Origin of the sequence: Arthrobacter sp. 8AJ (assembly GCF_902506025.1) — a bacterium.
Taxonomy (GTDB): domain Bacteria; phylum Actinomycetota; class Actinomycetes; order Actinomycetales; family Micrococcaceae; genus Arthrobacter.
Window position 1 is genome coordinate 1,516,156 of record NZ_LR733289.1, and the last position, 14,773, is coordinate 1,530,928.

A 14,773-nucleotide genomic window follows, 5' to 3' on the forward strand; every position below is an offset into this window, starting at 1 on the left:
TGAGCTTCCCGGCTAACTGAGAGAATAGAAACCATGACTTCCAGCAATCCTCGCAACGAGGCACTCTTCGACCGCGCCCGCCGGCTGATGCCCGGCGGCGTCAACTCGCCGGTGCGGGCCTTTGGCTCCGTCGGCGGGACCCCGCGCTTCATGGTCTCCGCGAAGGGACCGTACCTGACAGATGCCGACGGCAAGGAATACGTGGACCTGGTCTGCTCCTGGGGCCCGGCCCTGCTGGGCCACGCCCACCCGGCCGTGCTGGAGGCGGTCCACGCCGCCGTCGACCGGGGGCTCTCCTTCGGCGCCTCCACCCCGGACGAGGCCAACCTGGCAGCCATCGTCCAGGAGCGCGTTCCCGCCGTCGAACGCCTCCGGATGGTGTCCACCGGCACCGAAGCCACCATGACCGCCGTCCGGCTGGCCCGCGGATTCACGGGCCGCAACCTGATCATCAAGTTCGCCGGCTGCTACCACGGCCACCTGGACGGACTCCTGGCTGCCGCAGGCTCCGGCCTGGCGACCCTCGCCCTGCCCGGCTCCGCCGGTGTCACCGAAGCAACCGCCGCGGAAACGCTGGTGCTGCCGTACAACGACCTCACCGCCGTCAAGGAAGCCTTCGCCGTGCACGGGCCGAACATCGCTGCCGTGATCACCGAGGCCGCGCCGGCGAACATGGGCGTAGTCACCCCTGCCGAGGGATTCAACCTTGGGTTGTCGCAGATCACCCGGGAGCACGGCGCGCTCCTCATCGTCGATGAAGTCCTGACCGGGTTCCGCACCGGCTACTCGGGCTACTGGGGCCTCACCGGCGGTGCGCCGGATGCGGAAAACCCATGGACCCCTGACCTGCTTACTTTTGGCAAGGTCATCGGCGGTGGAATGCCGACGGCGGCCCTCGGCGGCCGTGCCGACGTCATGGACTACCTCGCGCCCACCGGCCCCGTGTACCAGGCCGGTACGCTGTCCGGGAACCCGGTGGCGATGGCGGCCGGCGTTGCCACCCTGACCCACGCCACCCGCGATGTCTACTCCTTCATCGACGTCCGTTCCCTGGAGCTCTCCTCCGCCGTCTCCAACGCGCTGGACTCCGCAGGGGTGGACCACTCGATCCAGTTCGCGGGAAACCTGTTCTCGGTGGCCTTTGGAACCTCCGCCAACGGGGTCCACAACTACGCCGATGCACAGGCACAGGAGGCGTTCCGCTACGCGCCGTTCTTCCACTCCATGCTGGAGTCCGGGGTCTACCTGCCGCCGTCGGTCTTCGAGGCGTGGTTCCTCTCCGCCGCCCACGACGACGCCGCCATGAACCGGATCTACGACGCACTGCCTGCCGCGGCAAAGGCGGCCGCAGCCGCCCAGGGCTAGCACCGCCGTCGTCCCCTAAGAAAAATCCCCGGCTGCAGGCTGCAGCCGGGGATTTTCTTTGCGTGCGGGGCGTTAGAGGACGTCCGAGAGGAAGCCTTTGAGCCGGTCCGTCCTTGGCTCGGTGAAGAGCTGCTCAGGCGGCCCGGACTCCACCACGACCCCGGCATCCATGAACGTCACGGCGTCGGAGACGTTGCGGGAGAAGCCCATTTCGTGGGTCACCACCACCATGGTCATGCCGCCCTTGGCGAGGTCCGTCATCAAGGCCAGGACACCCTTGACCAGCTCGGGGTCCAGGGCAGAAGTGGCCTCGTCGAAGAACATCACCTCGGGCTTCATGGCCAGTGCACGGGCGATTGCCACGCGCTGCTGCTGGCCGCCGGAAAGGTTGGCCGGGCGGGACTCGGCCTTGTGCTTCAGGCCCACCAAGTCCAGCTGTTCCAGCGCCTCGCTGCGCGCCTCCTCCTTCGAGAGCTTGCGCAGCTTGCGCAGGGCCAGCGAGACGTTTTCCTCCACCGTCTTGTGGGGGAACAGGTTGAACTGCTGGAACACCATGCCGATCCTGCGGCGGAGCTCGTCGGGATTGTCCTTCAGGACCGAGCGGCCGTCCAGCAGGATGTCCCCCTGGTCGGGTTCGATCAGCCGGTTCATGACCCGCAGCAGGGTGGACTTACCGGATCCCGACGGGCCGATGACTGACGCCGTGGTGCCCTGGGGCACATGCAGGTCGATGCCCCGCAGCACGTGGTTGCTTCCGAAGGAAAGGTGGATGTTCTTGGCGCTCAGCGTTCCTGATGCGAACTCGCTCATGCCTGGGCTCCCTTTCCAACGACGGCTGCGGCGTCGTCCGGTTCTTTCTTTTCGGGCCGGCCGCTGCGCAACCGGGCATCGATCCAGTTCACGAAGTGGGTCAACGGGATGGTGAGTACCAGGTAGAAGACGGCGGCCGCCACGTAGGGCGAAAGGTTGCCGGTCGTGGCTGCCGCGTCCTTGCCGATCTGGAAGATTTCCCGCTCACTGGCCAACAGGCCGAGGAGGAAGACCAGGGATGACTCCTTGATCAGCGCAATGAACTGGTTGACCAGGGCAGGAAGCACCCGGCGGATGCCCTGGGGAACCACTACCAGGCGCATGGATGCACCGTAGCCGAACCCCAGGGCGCGGGATGCCTCCAGCTGCCCTTTGTCAACGCTCTGGATGCCGGAGCGGAAGATCTCCCCGATGTAGGCGCCGGACATCAGGGACAGTGCTGCGACCGCCATCGGATACGGGCTCGTCGAACCCGTAAATTCACGGACGATCGGACCGAATCCGAATCCGATGACCAGGATGGTCAGGACAGGCGGAAGGCCGCGGAGGATGTCGGTGTAGACCCGTGCGACCCAGCGCGCTGCTGCGTTCCGGGAGATCCCCATCAGGGCGAGCAGCATCCCGAGGGCTGTCCCGATGATGCCGGAGATGATGGCGAGCACGAGGGTGTTCGGCAAACCGACGGCGAACATCTTGGGGATGACTTCGCCCATCGCCTTCCAGTCAAGGAAAGTGTCAGCGAGTTGCTTGAGGATATCCATGGAACGCCCTGGTTACTTGGCGGCCGGGATCTGGACGGCCTTGCTGCCCGGCTTCCAGCCCTGCGGGGTCTGCTCAGCAACGGTCGGGCGGTCCTTGTACCATTCGGACGTCAGCTTGGTCCAGGTCCCATCGGCGATGACTGCGTCCAGGCCGGAGTTGAGGGCGTCGATCAGGGGCTGGTTGTCCTTGTTCACTGCGTACGCGGTGAAGTTCTGGGTGTTCACAACCTTTTCGGCGATCTTGGTGTTGTCGCCGTCCTTGACCTGGCCGGTCGCCTGCTGGGATGGGGCCACCCAGGCGTCGATCTGGCCGTTCTTCACGTTGCCGTAAACGGTGTTGTAGTCCGGGAAGCGGACAGGCTCCAGCTTGAGGGTGTTGGTGACGTAGTCATCCTGAACAGTGCCCTGGACGACGCCGATGCGGACGCCTTCCTTGAGGTCGGCAAAGCCGTTGACCTTGGAGCCGTTCTTGGTGACGACAGCCATGTAGCCGAAGTCGTAACCGTTGGTGAAGCCAACGGTCTTCCGGCGGGCGTCGGTGGTGGAGATCGAGGAGGACCCGACGTCGAACTGCTTGTTGGCCACCTGGGAAAGCAGGGCGGAGAAATCGGTGGAGGCGAATTCAACCTTCAGGCCCAGCTTGTCACCGATGGCGCGCAGCAGTTCGTTGTCGTAGCCGGTGAACTTGCCGGAAGGATCGATGAAGATGTTGGGCGGGGCGTCCGAGAGGGTTCCTACACGCAGGGTGCCTTCGGTGATGAGGCCGAGCTTGGACTTGTCGATCTTGTCGATCGGGGTGACGCTGGCGGTGGTGTACTTGTCCAGCGTCTGCTGGTCGCTGCCGGCGAGGGCATCGGTGGGGGTGCCGCTGGGCTGGGAAGACCCGCCACCGCAGGCTGCAAGGGAAACCGCGAGGGCCACTGCAACAGGAGCGGTAGTGAGCCATTTCATCGCTTTGATTTTCATCAGGTTGTCACTTTCATATGAGGCATAAGTCGACCGGGCCGCAAGGCAGCGCTGTGGCGCCTGGCACCTGCCCGGCGCTGGTCCAGCTGTCCGCGGCAGGGGTGACCGCAAAACTTTATTGTCTCACCTGGGCGAATACCGGAGGTTAGGCGAACAAAGGGAAGTCCATCCGCTGTAAGGCCGAATATCATTCCGCCCCACGGCTAATAGTGCCCGCAGTTGCAGCGCTATTACGCTTTTGGGGCGAACGATGCCCTTGCTTCAAGCCCGCACTTTATTAAGCGGCGTGACTGTGACATGCCTCCCACTGAAGAAGCACCGGCGCAGCCTAGAAGCCACCTGCCGTAGCATCCTGCGGCGGCAGCACGGGCCAGTCTCCCTCGATCACGGCGGCCGGTTTCGTCTTCCGGAGGTACTCCTGGAAGTCCGATGCCTGGCTGACCGCCCAGTCCACCTGAAGCTGGTGCAGCTGGCTGGCCGGCATCATCAGCTTGGGGAACTTGCCCGCCATGGCATCAAGCACCCTGAGGGTGGCCAGGGCGTCCGCCGCGGAGGTATGCGCATTGTCCAGGACCACCCCGTACTCCTCACACAGCGCGGTGAGTGTCCGCTTCCCCTTGCGGTAGCGGTCAACCTGCTTGTTCATGATGTAGGGATCCAGGACGGGGAACCGGCTCAGCTGCGGAATCCCGTACCGGGCCGACTCGGCGGCGAGGACCGTGAAATCATAGCTCGCGTTGAAGGCGATCACCGGGGTGCCGGAATCAAACAGCTCCTGCAGGACTGTGGCCACCTCACGCGTGACCTCGTGGGCAGGGCGGCCCTCACGCCTGGCCTGTTCGGTGGTGATGCCGTGGACGTCACTGGCCTCCACGGGGATCTCCACCCCCGGATCGGCCAGCCACTCATGCTCCTTGATGACCTCACCCTGGTGGTCCACTACGGTGATTGATGCCGTGACGATTCTTGCCGCCCGCGAGTTGCGGCCGGTGGTTTCCAGATCGAAGGCTGCGCGGGGGAGGGTGTTCCAGGAACTCATGCTTCAACGCTAAGGGGACCCACCGACAATTCCGGGGAACGCCACTGCGGCTAGATTGGATCAATGCGGAATGAGTACGTCCAGGCGGTCCTGGCCGTCGTGGGCCTGGTACCGCCTGGGGCGGCCGTATCCTATGGGGACGTTGCCGAGCTCCTGGGTGCGGGCGGCCCGCGCCAGGTCGGTTCCGTCATGAGCCATCACGGTGGCGCCGTCCCTTGGTGGCGCGTCCTGAAGGCCAGCGGCCACGCACCCCCCGGGCACGAGGCCGAGGCCCTGCTGCTTTACCTTGAAGAAGGCACTCCGCTGGTTGGCGACTACAGTTCCTACCTCCGCACGGGGGAGGGGCGGTGGCGGGTGGATTTGGGCGCGGCACGCTGGGCACCAACAGACAGTGATTTTGACAGTATCGACGCAGTTGCCGAGGAACTGGAGCGTCGGCTCCACAGGTTGTCGGTGCCTGATGATGGAATGATTTTGTGACCGTAACGATTCCTTTGACCGGACCCTGGGACCCGCACCGGCAGGAGCCGGAAGCAGGCAGGGAGCCGGCTTTCCCCATGCCCGGAAGCCCGGACGGCGGCAGTGCCCTCCGGTTGCTGCCGCCCCGCCGGGTGCACGCCGAGTCACTCCTGCTGACACCCGACCAGCAGGCAGCGGTTGACGTCACCCAAGGCTCCGGACCGGTCCTGGTTCCGGGTGCACCAGGCACGGGAAAGACCACCGTCCTCGTCGAGGCCGCGGTTCAGCGGGTCTTCCGCGACGGCGTGGATCCGGAACGCATGCTGATCCTTGCGCCCACCCGGCTTGCTGCCGACTTCCTGCGGGACCGTTTCACTGCCCGGCTGGACAGGAGCCTCAGCACCACTCCTGCCAGGACATGGGCCTCGTACGCATTCGACCTGATCCGCCGCGCCAAGGCTGAAGGCGTTATACCGTTGTCCAGGCCGCCGCGCCTGTTGTCGGGCCCCGAACAGGACCTCATCATCAAGGAACTCCTTGAGGGCCACAGGCTGCCCGGCCTGGAACTGCCGTGGCCGTCCGATCTTGATGGCGCCCTGGAAACCAGGGGGTTCCGCCAGGAGGTGCGGCAACTCTTTGACCGCATCATTGAATCGGGCCGCACGGCTGAAGACCTTGCGCAACTGGCGGACGCCTGTGGCCGGCCGGACTGGAAGGCGGCGGCGCGCCTCTACGCCGAGTACCGGGACGTCCTTGACCTGCGGATGCCCGAAGCCTTTGACCCCGCCGGCATCATCACGGCCGCCCGGCAGATCTTCCAGGACGCGCCGGAATTCCTTGCCGCGGAACGTGCCAGGCTGCAGGTTGTCCTGGTGGACGATATCCAGGAAGCAAACCCGGCCATCTTCGAGTTGCTGGCGGATATCGCCGCCGGTAAAGACTGCTACGTGACGTCGTCCCCGGACACTGTGGTCCAGGGGTTCCGGGGCGCCCGGCCGGACTTGGTGGCTGAACTGCCCCGGCTGTTGTCAGCACAATCGGCTGTCCTCGAGCGTCCGCTGTGGCATGCCCACGGCCTGGCGCCTGCAGTGGCAGAGGCGTGGTTGAACGTCGCAGGCCGAATCTCGCAGCGGGCAGGCGGCCAACTGGCCCGCCGCCTCAGCCGGCCCGGAGATGCCGGCGATCCCGGCAGCGTCGAGGCCCACCTTGTCCCTACTCCGGTGCATGAGCTGCGGTACGTTGCGCAGCGGATTTTGGACCAGCACATCAACCACAACCGTGATCTTGCGGACATGGCAGTGATCGTGCGCAACGGCGGCCAGGTCAGCGAGTTGCAGCGCTATTTGTCCGGGCAGGGCATTCCCGTACGGGTGCCCGTGGCTGAATCCGCGGTGCGCGATGAGGTAGCCGTACGTCCGCTCCTCGATGCGTTCGCCATTGCGCTGGATCCGGAGCTTTTGACGCCCGAAGCCGCGGTGTCCCTCCTCACCTCCCGCATCGGCGGCGCTACCTCCATTGAGCTGCGCAGGCTCCGGCAATCGTTGCGGCGCGAGGAACTCCTGGGCGGCGGGGGCCGCGCCAGTGATGCGCTGCTGGTCCAGGCCCTGCTTGAGCCGGGGGCGCTGGGCGCATTGGGGATCGAAGGGCGCGCAGCACGGCGCACCGCGCGGATGATCCGTGCGGGGCGGGAAGCAGCCGGACTCCCGGGGGCCAACGCCGAGTCGGTACTGTGGGCGCTCTGGGACTCAACAGGCCTGTCGTCGGCCTGGACAGCGACAGCTTTGTCGGGCGGACCGCATGGGGCGCGGGCTGACCGCGACCTTGATGCGATGATGGCGCTTTTCCACACCGCGGAACGCTACGTGGACCAGATGCCCGGCGCCGGGCCGGAACAGTTCCTGGAGTATCTCCTGAACCAGGAGCTTCCCATGGACACCCTCGCCGCCCGGGCCCAGCTCGATGACGCTGTGGAGTTGATGACGCCGGCCAGCGCGGCAGGGCGGGAGTGGCCCGTGGTGATCATTGCCGGGCTGCAGGAGGGGGTGTGGCCCAATACGAGGCTCCGCGGTGAACTGCTCGGCAGCACCCTGTACGCGGACGCCGTGGAACACGGCCCGCAATATGCCCTGCAGCGCGATCCCCTCAGCCGCCTGCGGGATATCCGCTATGACGAACTCCGCAGCTTCTCCACGGCGGTGTCCAGGGCACGCGAACTGCTGGTCTGCACGGCGGTTTCGTCGGAGGACCACCAACCGTCGTCGTTCCTGGATTTTGTTTCACCCCTGGGGCCGGAAGCCGAGGGCCGGGCTTTCACCCAGGTGGAACGGCCCATGACACTCCGCGCCCTGGTGGCGGAGCTCAGGCAGCATGCCCAGCTCGATGCCGCGGCGCCACAGGCGGCGGAAGCCGCCAGGATCCTGGCGCAGCTCGCAGCGGCCGAACCAGCTGTGGCAGGAGCCCACCCTGGCAGCTGGTGGGGACTCGCCCCCCTGACCACATCCGAGGCTGTGGTCCCGCCCGGGGGAACTGTGTCCGTGTCCCCGTCGAAGGTGGAGACGGTGCAGAAGTCGCCGTTGGATTGGTTCGTCCAGGCAGCGGGAGGGGAGCCTGCCACGGACTTCGCCCGCAGCCTGGGCACCCTGGTACATGCCATCGCGCAGGACATGCCGGACGCACCCGGATCCGAGTACGTTGCTGAACTCGTGCGCCGGTGGCCTGCGCTGGGCATGAAGGACAATTGGGAGGGCCGGCTGGACTTCCAGCGTGCCGAGTCCATGGTGCGGAAGCTGGCGCAGTATGTGCTGTCCATGAGGGACGAGGGCCGCAGCCTGCTGGGTGTTGAACAGGACTTCGAAGTGGCCCTCGGAGGGGTGGCGGTGGATGAAGCTCCGCCGCGGGACGCCGTGCTCCGCGGCCAGGTGGACCGGCTGGAGATCGACGGGGAAGGCCGGCTGGTAGTGGTGGACCTCAAGACCGGCAAGAGGCAGCCGGGCAAGGACGAACTGTCCCGCCATCCGCAACTGGGCGCGTACCAGGCAGCAGTGCTCGCGGGCGGGTTTGACGCTTCCGGCGGCGGCCAGGGCCTGTCCGGCGGGGCCGTGCTGGCGCAGCTCGGGACCGGGGCAAAAAGTCCAGCGATCCAACAGCAGGAACCACTCGACCCACAGGAGAACTGGGCATTGGACATGGTCAAGGAGGCCGCAGCCGTCATGGGTGGAAGTGAATTCATTGCCCGGCACGATCCTGCCAAGGGCAGCCACGGCGGTCATGGTTGCCGTCTTCCCGAGGTGTGCCCGCTGTGCGTGCGTGGACGGCAGGTGACCGAATGAGTGGGGCCTTGCCTGCTGTGGAAGCCACCCCGGCGGTGCGTTTCAGCCCCGAAGAACTGTCCTTGCTGCTCGGCGAGAAGAACACTCCCACGCCCGAGCAATCCGCCATCATCTCGTCGCCCTTGGCGCCCCGGCTGGTCATCGCGGGCGCCGGATCGGGCAAGACCGCCACCATGGCGGACCGGGTGGTATGGCTGGTGGCCAACGGATGGGTTACCCCTGAGGAAGTCCTGGGCGTGACCTTCACCCGCAAAGCTGCGGGTGAACTCGCCAGCCGGATCCGGTCAAAACTCCTGGCGCTGCAGCGCCTTGCCGCGAAGGACGACCACCGGGAGCTCTTCCCGGCGGGGCTGCTCAGCAGCGACGCCCTGGAGCCCAAAGTGTCCACCTACCACTCATTCGCCAGCGGCATCGTTTCCGACTACGGCCTGCGGCTCGGGGTGGAGCGGGACGTGGTTCTGTTGGGGGGTGCGCAGGCCTGGCAGCTGGCCAGCGAGGTGGTTGAAGCCTACGACGGCGAATACCAGCACTTCCGCGCCGCAAAGTCCACCCTGGTCAAGGCCGTCATACAGCTGGCTGGTGAATGCGCCGAACACCTTCAGGAACCCGAAGACGTGGAAGCGTGGCTGATGGCGCGTCTTTCGGAGTTTGAATCCCTGCCGTACCTGGCCGACAAGAAGAGGAACACACCAAAGGCGGCGCTGGACCTCGGCGGTATGCTGCGGACCCGGGCAAGCGTCGCCGACATGGTGGGCCGCTACGCCGCCGCCAAACGGGCCCGCGGGGCGCTCGACTTCGGCGACCTTGTGGCCCTCGCTGCCAAGGTGGCGCAGGATGTTCCTTTGGCGGCCCAGATGGAACGCCAAAGATACAAAGTGGTTCTGCTCGACGAATTCCAGGACACGTCGTATGCCCAGCTGGTGCTCTTTTCCCGCCTTTTTGGCGGCGGCCATGCCGTGACGGCGGTCGGCGACCCCAACCAGTCGATCTATGGTTTTCGCGGCGCTTCGGCGGGGCAGCTGTTCCACTTCGTTCGCGAGTTTCCCGTGCGCACCGGGGAAGCGGAGGACGGAACCGGCTGGGCGCCCGCGCCCACCTCCTTCCTGACCACTGCATGGCGGAACGGCCGGTCGATCCTCGCAGCTGCCAACGTCATGTCCCAATCCCTTGGCCGGACAGCTGCGCAGCATGGACCTGCCGGAAGCAGGCCGGCCGCTGCTGAAGTACCGCCGCTGCAACCGAGCCCGCACGCCGTGGACGGAACCGTGGTGCTGGGGCGCTTCGCCAGCGACGTAGAGGAAGCTGCTGCCCTGGCTGACGATGTCCTGCGGTACCGGGTGACGGACTTCGAGCTGAAGCCGGACGGTACACCGGAGCCCCCTGCGCTCGCCGTGCTGTGCCGCCGACGCGCGCAGATGGAGCCCGTCCGGCGGCAGTTCGAGGCCCGGGGCATCCCCTATGAAATCGTGGGCCTCGGCGGCCTCCTGGACACCCCGGAAATCGTGGACCTGGTGGCCACCCTGCGCGTCCTTGCAGACCCAGGCCGGTCTGATGCCCTCATGCGGCTTATCGCAGGTGCCCGGTGGCGGATAGGACCTGCCGACCTCATGGCCCTGCGCGACTGGTCCGGCCAGCTGGCACGCAGCCGGGGGAAGGCTGCGCAGGGGTTCGATGACGACGTCCAGGACAACGACGAAGCAGATGCCCCCATCCTCGAGGGTGACCTGACCGACGGAGCCAGCCTGGTGGAGGCCCTGGACTTCCTGCCCCGGGACGGATGGACCTCGTCCAATGGCCGCACCCTCAGCACGGAGGCGCGCAGCAGGCTGGCCAGGTTGTCAGCCGAGCTGCGGCAACTTCGTGGCTACCTCGGGGACGACCTCACCACGCTCCTGGGGGAGGTCGAAAGGGCCATGCTGCTGGACATCGAGGTGGCCGCCCGCCCCGGAATCAGCATCCACCAGGCCCGCCGCAACCTCGACGCCTTCCAGGATGCGGCGGCAGGGTTCCTCCGCACCTCCCAACGGGTGGACATCCTCGCTTTCCTGTCCTGGCTTGAGGCTGCGTCGGCGGAGGAAAACGGATTGGAGGCGCCGGCCAGCGACGTCAACCGGGAAGCCGTGCAGCTGCTGACGGTGCACGCTTCCAAGGGCCTGGAGTGGGATGTCGTGTTTGTCCCGGGGATGAACGCGGGCGCCTTCCCCAGCGACCGGGATTCACGCTGGAGCAGCGGCTCTGCTGCGCTGCCTTGGCCGCTGCGTGGGGACCGGGCAGACCTGCCGCAGTGGGACCTCGACCAGCCGGACCAGAAAGGCTGGCTGGATGCCGAGAAAGAGTACAAAGCCGGCGTGCAGGCCCACGGGGAGTCGGAGGAACGGCGGTTGGCTTACGTCGCCTACACCAGGGCCAAGCATGTCCTGTGGGTGTCCAGTGCCGCTTGGGTGGGATCGCGGGCCGGTCGCGCGGAAATGTCCCCGTTCCTCGCGGAACTGGAAGCCCTCACGCAACCGGCTGATGGCAGATCCCGGGTGCCGGCTGTAGTCCATCCGTTCTCGCTGGAAGAGGCAGCGTTGCCCCAACAGAGCCCGCTGACGCAGGAGACGGAAGAAGCCCGCTGGCCCTACGATCCCCTTGAAGGACCCGTCGACCCACGCACGGGTGAACGCCTGCGCCTGGCCGGCGGGCGCAGGACGGCCATGGAAACGGCGGCGCAGCAGGTGCTCGGACTACTGGCCGCCGGTTCCGCCCGGCCGCCTCGGACTGGGGGGACAGGGCAGGCGGGCAAGCCCGGAGAGGAAGGCCGTCCACTGCCAGGCCTCACGGGGGCCGCTGCAGGCTGGGCACGCGAAGCTGCGTTGCTGCTGGATCGCAGGGCAAGGAGGTCAGGTGGCCAGGACGTGCACCTGCCCACCCATATATCGGCTTCCACCCTTGTTGACCTTGGAGACGACCCCACGGCAGTGCTGGGCCGCCTGCGCCGCCCTGTGCCGCGCGAACCGGGCATGTCGGCGCGGAAGGGTACGGCGTTCCATGCCTGGGTGGAGGAGTATTTCGGAAAGGCCGGCATGCTGGACCTCGGCGAAGCACCGGGTTCGGACGACCATATCGATGCTGCCTACGACCTTGATGAGATGGTGGCCACCTTCAAGGCTTCCCCCTGGGCTGACAGGTCACCGGCCTTCGTCGAGGTTCCCGTGGAAACCAGGGTGGGCGAAGTGGTGGTCCGCGGACGGGTGGACGCAGTATTCCAGGACGCCGACGGCCGCTGGGACCTGGTGGACTGGAAGACCGGCCGGCGGCCGTCCGCACAGCAGCTGAAGACCCGGGCGGTGCAGCTGGCGGTCTACCGGCTGGCATGGGCGCGGCTCAAGGATGTTCCGCTGGAGGAAGTGCGGGCGGCATTCTTCTACGTTGCTGACAACGCGGTAGTGCGGCCGCACGACCTTGGGACGGCAGCCGACCTGGAAGGAATCGTTGCCGCTGCGATTACCCGGCCTTGAGGCCGCGCCCGCACCTGAGGGACGCCACGGTCGTTCCTCAGGGGGCCGGCCTGTCCGGATCAGCTCCGGTTCGCGTTGATGACCGAGATAGCTGCCGTGGACGTGTCGTCCGCCGCCTTGGTGTCACCGGCCCGCACCTCCGCGGCCTCAGCATCCGTGGCGGCAGGCTCCGCCGGGATGGGGGCCACGTGGACGGCGGGCTGTGCTTGAACTGCCGCCGGCGCCGGGACATCCGGCGTGGTGTCTGCTGCCGGTTCGGCGGGGACGGGGATGACCGTCACTGCGGGACTGACCGCGGAACTGCCATGCAAGGGGGCCGGGACTGCAGCGGACGTTCCGGCCGCCGCCGGTACGGCTGCTGCCGGTCCGGCGGGAGTGCCTTTGGCCGGCAGCGGCTCCACACTGATCGGCTGGCCGCCGAATTCGGCGATGTCGCTGGCAAGGCTTTCGAGCATTCCCTCGGCCTCGCTGACCATGTTGTGGTCGCCGGCCGCGAGGCCCTTGACCAGGTACTGCGCCAAGGCAAACTCGGCTGACAGGGCGGCCCTGCGCAGCAGGTGCTGGTCCGGCACGTCGCGGCGGCTGGACGTGTACGACTTCAGTACGGCATCAATGAAGTCCTGTTCGTTGGAGGCCACCAGCCAGGCGAAATCGTCTGCGGGGTCGCCGATGCGCAGGTCCGTCCAGCCGGTTACCGCAGTCACCCGGCCTGACTCCACCAGCAGGTTGTCCTCGTGCAGGTCGCCGTGGACAACGCAGGGGTTGAACCGCCAGAGGGATACGTCCTCCATGGCATGTTCCCAGCGGCGCAGCAGTGCGGCGGGGATCTTGCCCGTCGTTGCCGCCTGGTCCAGTTCGTTCAGCCTCCGTTGGCGGAACTCATTGGGCGTGTAGCTGGGGAGGTCGGCATTGCTGACCAGCGACCGGGGGAGGTCATGGACCGCGGCCAGCGCGGAACCGATTTCGCGGGCAAGCCCTGACGGTCCCGAGGTCAGCTCTTCCACGCTGCGCGTGCTCCCGGACAGGTGTGAGTAGACGAAGGTGGTCAGGCTTCCAAGCCGGACACTGCCGGCGACCGTTGGCATCAGGAACGGCAGTTCCGCCCGGACAGCGGGAGCGAAGGCGCGCAGCACCAGGAACTCCGTTTCCAGCCGTGCGCTGGCTTCGGCGTGCCGCGGCGACCGGACCCGCCAACGCTTGCCTTCGGAATCGAGGAGCAGGGCCGAGTCGAAGTCCGCGGGGTCGTCCGGCGCAGAGCTAACAGCTGTCGGGGTCAGTCCGGGGACTGCCGCGGTTGCAATCGCCGCCAGTTCAATCGGTTTTCTTCTCACCGTTCCACGGTAGATTGCGCGCCGTCCCTGACGGCGGTCTGGCCGCGGCGAGTCTCCAGATAGCTGGAATTAGGGGGCACCCCGGGGCCGATGGGGCCCGGCCGAAATGTGAAATGTCTGTAGCAGTCAGTACGGTGGAAGCATGAGCCACACGGAGTCCGCTGTAACCGTCCACCAGGCTGTACCGGCGCCGTTGCCGGCGAACCATCTGGTGGACACCCTGCTGCCGGTCAGGCCGGCACTGGTGGACCGCGGATCAGCCGCCCGCATCAGGGCCGGAATGATTGATGACCTGCTGGCCGGGCCGGACGCGGTGGCCGCAGTACTCTCAGGCCGGCAAGGCCTGGTGCGCGGCAGCAACCTGGTCCTGACCGGGGCCAGGGAACTCCTGGCACACCTCAAAGCGGCGGGATCAGCGCCGGAGCTCGTGGTGTACCTCGGATCCGCCCTGCCTGCTTCGGACGTTCCGGCGGGGACCGAGCTGCTGCTGTTCGTCCTGCCTGCACCTCCGGAACCCGGCACCGCCGGTATTCCCGCGGATGCGTCCTGGGCCGGCTTCCGTGACGTCGCAGCAGGCTTGACCGCCACCTCCACAGCCCTGTTCGTGGAAGCCAGCGCCATCGCCAACTGGCATGCAGCCCACACACACTGCCCCCGCTGCGGCACACCGACGGACGTTGAAGCCGGCGGCTGGGTACGCCGTTGCCCGGCCGACAATTCTGAGCACTATCCACGGACCGATCCCGCCATCATCGTCACGGTCGTCGGCCCGGGCGGCCGGCTGCTCCTTGGCGGGGGTGGCCCCGTGGACGCCCGGAATTACTCCACCCTGGCCGGGTTTGTTGAGCCGGGGGAGTCTTTGGAGGAAGCTGTGGTCCGCGAGATCCAGGAAGAGGTCGGCGTCCGGGTCACTGCCTGCCAGTATCTCGGCTCGCAGTCATGGCCGTTCCCGGCCTCCCTTATGCTTGGATTTACCGCCGTCACCGAGGACGCCCAGGCAACGCCCGACGGCGTGGAGGTCACCAGGGCCCGCTGGTTCAGCCGCGAGGAACTCCAGGAAGCGGTGCTCAGTGGTGAGATCACCATTTCCAGCAGGCTCTCCATTGCCCGCTCCCTCATTGAGCACTGGTACGGCGGCCGGATCCAGGACCGGACCGGCGACTAAGTTATTCCATCCACCAGACTCCAGCACGCGGTAGTCGAGAAACAAAGC

At 66.8% G+C, this 14,773-nt stretch carries 10 protein-coding genes; 5 read left to right on the forward strand and 5 right to left on the reverse strand.

Annotated features, from left to right (window positions below):
* The first annotated feature begins 33 nt into the window (after positions 1–33).
* Complete coding sequence (hemL, locus tag BACI349Y_RS07105) at positions 34–1,365, forward strand: glutamate-1-semialdehyde 2,1-aminomutase (protein ID WP_159631517.1); 1,332 nt, start codon at positions 34–36, stop codon at positions 1,363–1,365.
* A gap of 72 nt (positions 1,366–1,437) precedes the next feature.
* Here hemL and BACI349Y_RS07110 read toward each other — a convergent pair whose 3' ends face one another.
* The 4 genes from BACI349Y_RS07110 to BACI349Y_RS07125 all read right to left on the reverse strand — a co-directional run bounded on the left by BACI349Y_RS07110 (position 1,438) and on the right by BACI349Y_RS07125 (position 4,941).
* Positions 1,438–2,175: an amino acid ABC transporter ATP-binding protein gene (locus BACI349Y_RS07110; protein WP_159631518.1), complete on the reverse strand. Its 738-nt coding sequence runs from the start codon at positions 2,173–2,175 to the stop codon at positions 1,438–1,440.
* Positions 2,172–2,936, reverse strand: a complete 765-nt coding sequence (locus tag BACI349Y_RS07115; RefSeq protein ID WP_159631519.1) for an amino acid ABC transporter permease — start codon at positions 2,934–2,936, stop codon at positions 2,172–2,174. Before BACI349Y_RS07115 ends, BACI349Y_RS07110 begins: the two co-directional genes overlap by 4 nt.
* 12 nt (positions 2,937–2,948) lie before the next feature.
* Positions 2,949–3,902, reverse strand: a complete 954-nt coding sequence (locus BACI349Y_RS07120) for an ABC transporter substrate-binding protein (RefSeq protein WP_159631520.1) — start codon at positions 3,900–3,902, stop codon at positions 2,949–2,951.
* Between the two features lie 328 nt (positions 3,903–4,230).
* Complete coding sequence (locus BACI349Y_RS07125) at positions 4,231–4,941, reverse strand: 3'-5' exonuclease (RefSeq protein ID WP_159631521.1); 711 nt, start codon at positions 4,939–4,941, stop codon at positions 4,231–4,233.
* 63 nt (positions 4,942–5,004) lie between these two features.
* On the opposite strand from BACI349Y_RS07125, the gene BACI349Y_RS07130 reads away from it, so the two are divergent.
* The 3 genes from BACI349Y_RS07130 (at position 5,005) to BACI349Y_RS07140 (ending at position 12,229) form a co-directional block, all read left to right on the forward strand.
* Complete coding sequence (locus BACI349Y_RS07130) at positions 5,005–5,421, forward strand: MGMT family protein (protein WP_159631522.1); 417 nt, start codon at positions 5,005–5,007, stop codon at positions 5,419–5,421.
* A 77-nt stretch (positions 5,422–5,498) separates the two neighbouring features.
* Positions 5,499–8,729 (forward strand): ATP-dependent helicase, encoded by a 3,231-nt coding sequence (locus BACI349Y_RS07135; protein ID WP_159635330.1) that lies wholly within the window; start codon positions 5,499–5,501, stop codon positions 8,727–8,729.
* Positions 8,726–12,229, forward strand: coding sequence for a UvrD-helicase domain-containing protein (locus BACI349Y_RS07140; protein WP_159631523.1), 3,504 nt, complete (start codon positions 8,726–8,728; stop codon positions 12,227–12,229). The genes BACI349Y_RS07135 and BACI349Y_RS07140 overlap by 4 nt, the downstream gene beginning before the upstream one ends.
* A gap of 59 nt (positions 12,230–12,288) precedes the next feature.
* Here the strand turns inward: BACI349Y_RS07140 and BACI349Y_RS07145 are convergent, their stop codons facing one another.
* Positions 12,289–13,560 carry a macrolide 2'-phosphotransferase gene (locus BACI349Y_RS07145; protein ID WP_159631524.1) on the reverse strand — a complete coding sequence of 424 codons (1,272 nt, stop codon included), beginning with the start codon at positions 13,558–13,560 and terminating at the stop codon, positions 12,289–12,291.
* 142 nt (positions 13,561–13,702) lie between these two features.
* On the opposite strand from BACI349Y_RS07145, the gene nudC reads away from it, so the two are divergent.
* The gene (gene nudC, locus BACI349Y_RS07150; RefSeq protein WP_159631525.1) at positions 13,703–14,725 is read left to right on the forward strand and encodes an NAD(+) diphosphatase; all 1,023 of its coding nucleotides are present in this window, start codon (positions 13,703–13,705) and stop codon (positions 14,723–14,725) included.
* Positions 14,726–14,773 lie beyond the last annotated feature (48 nt).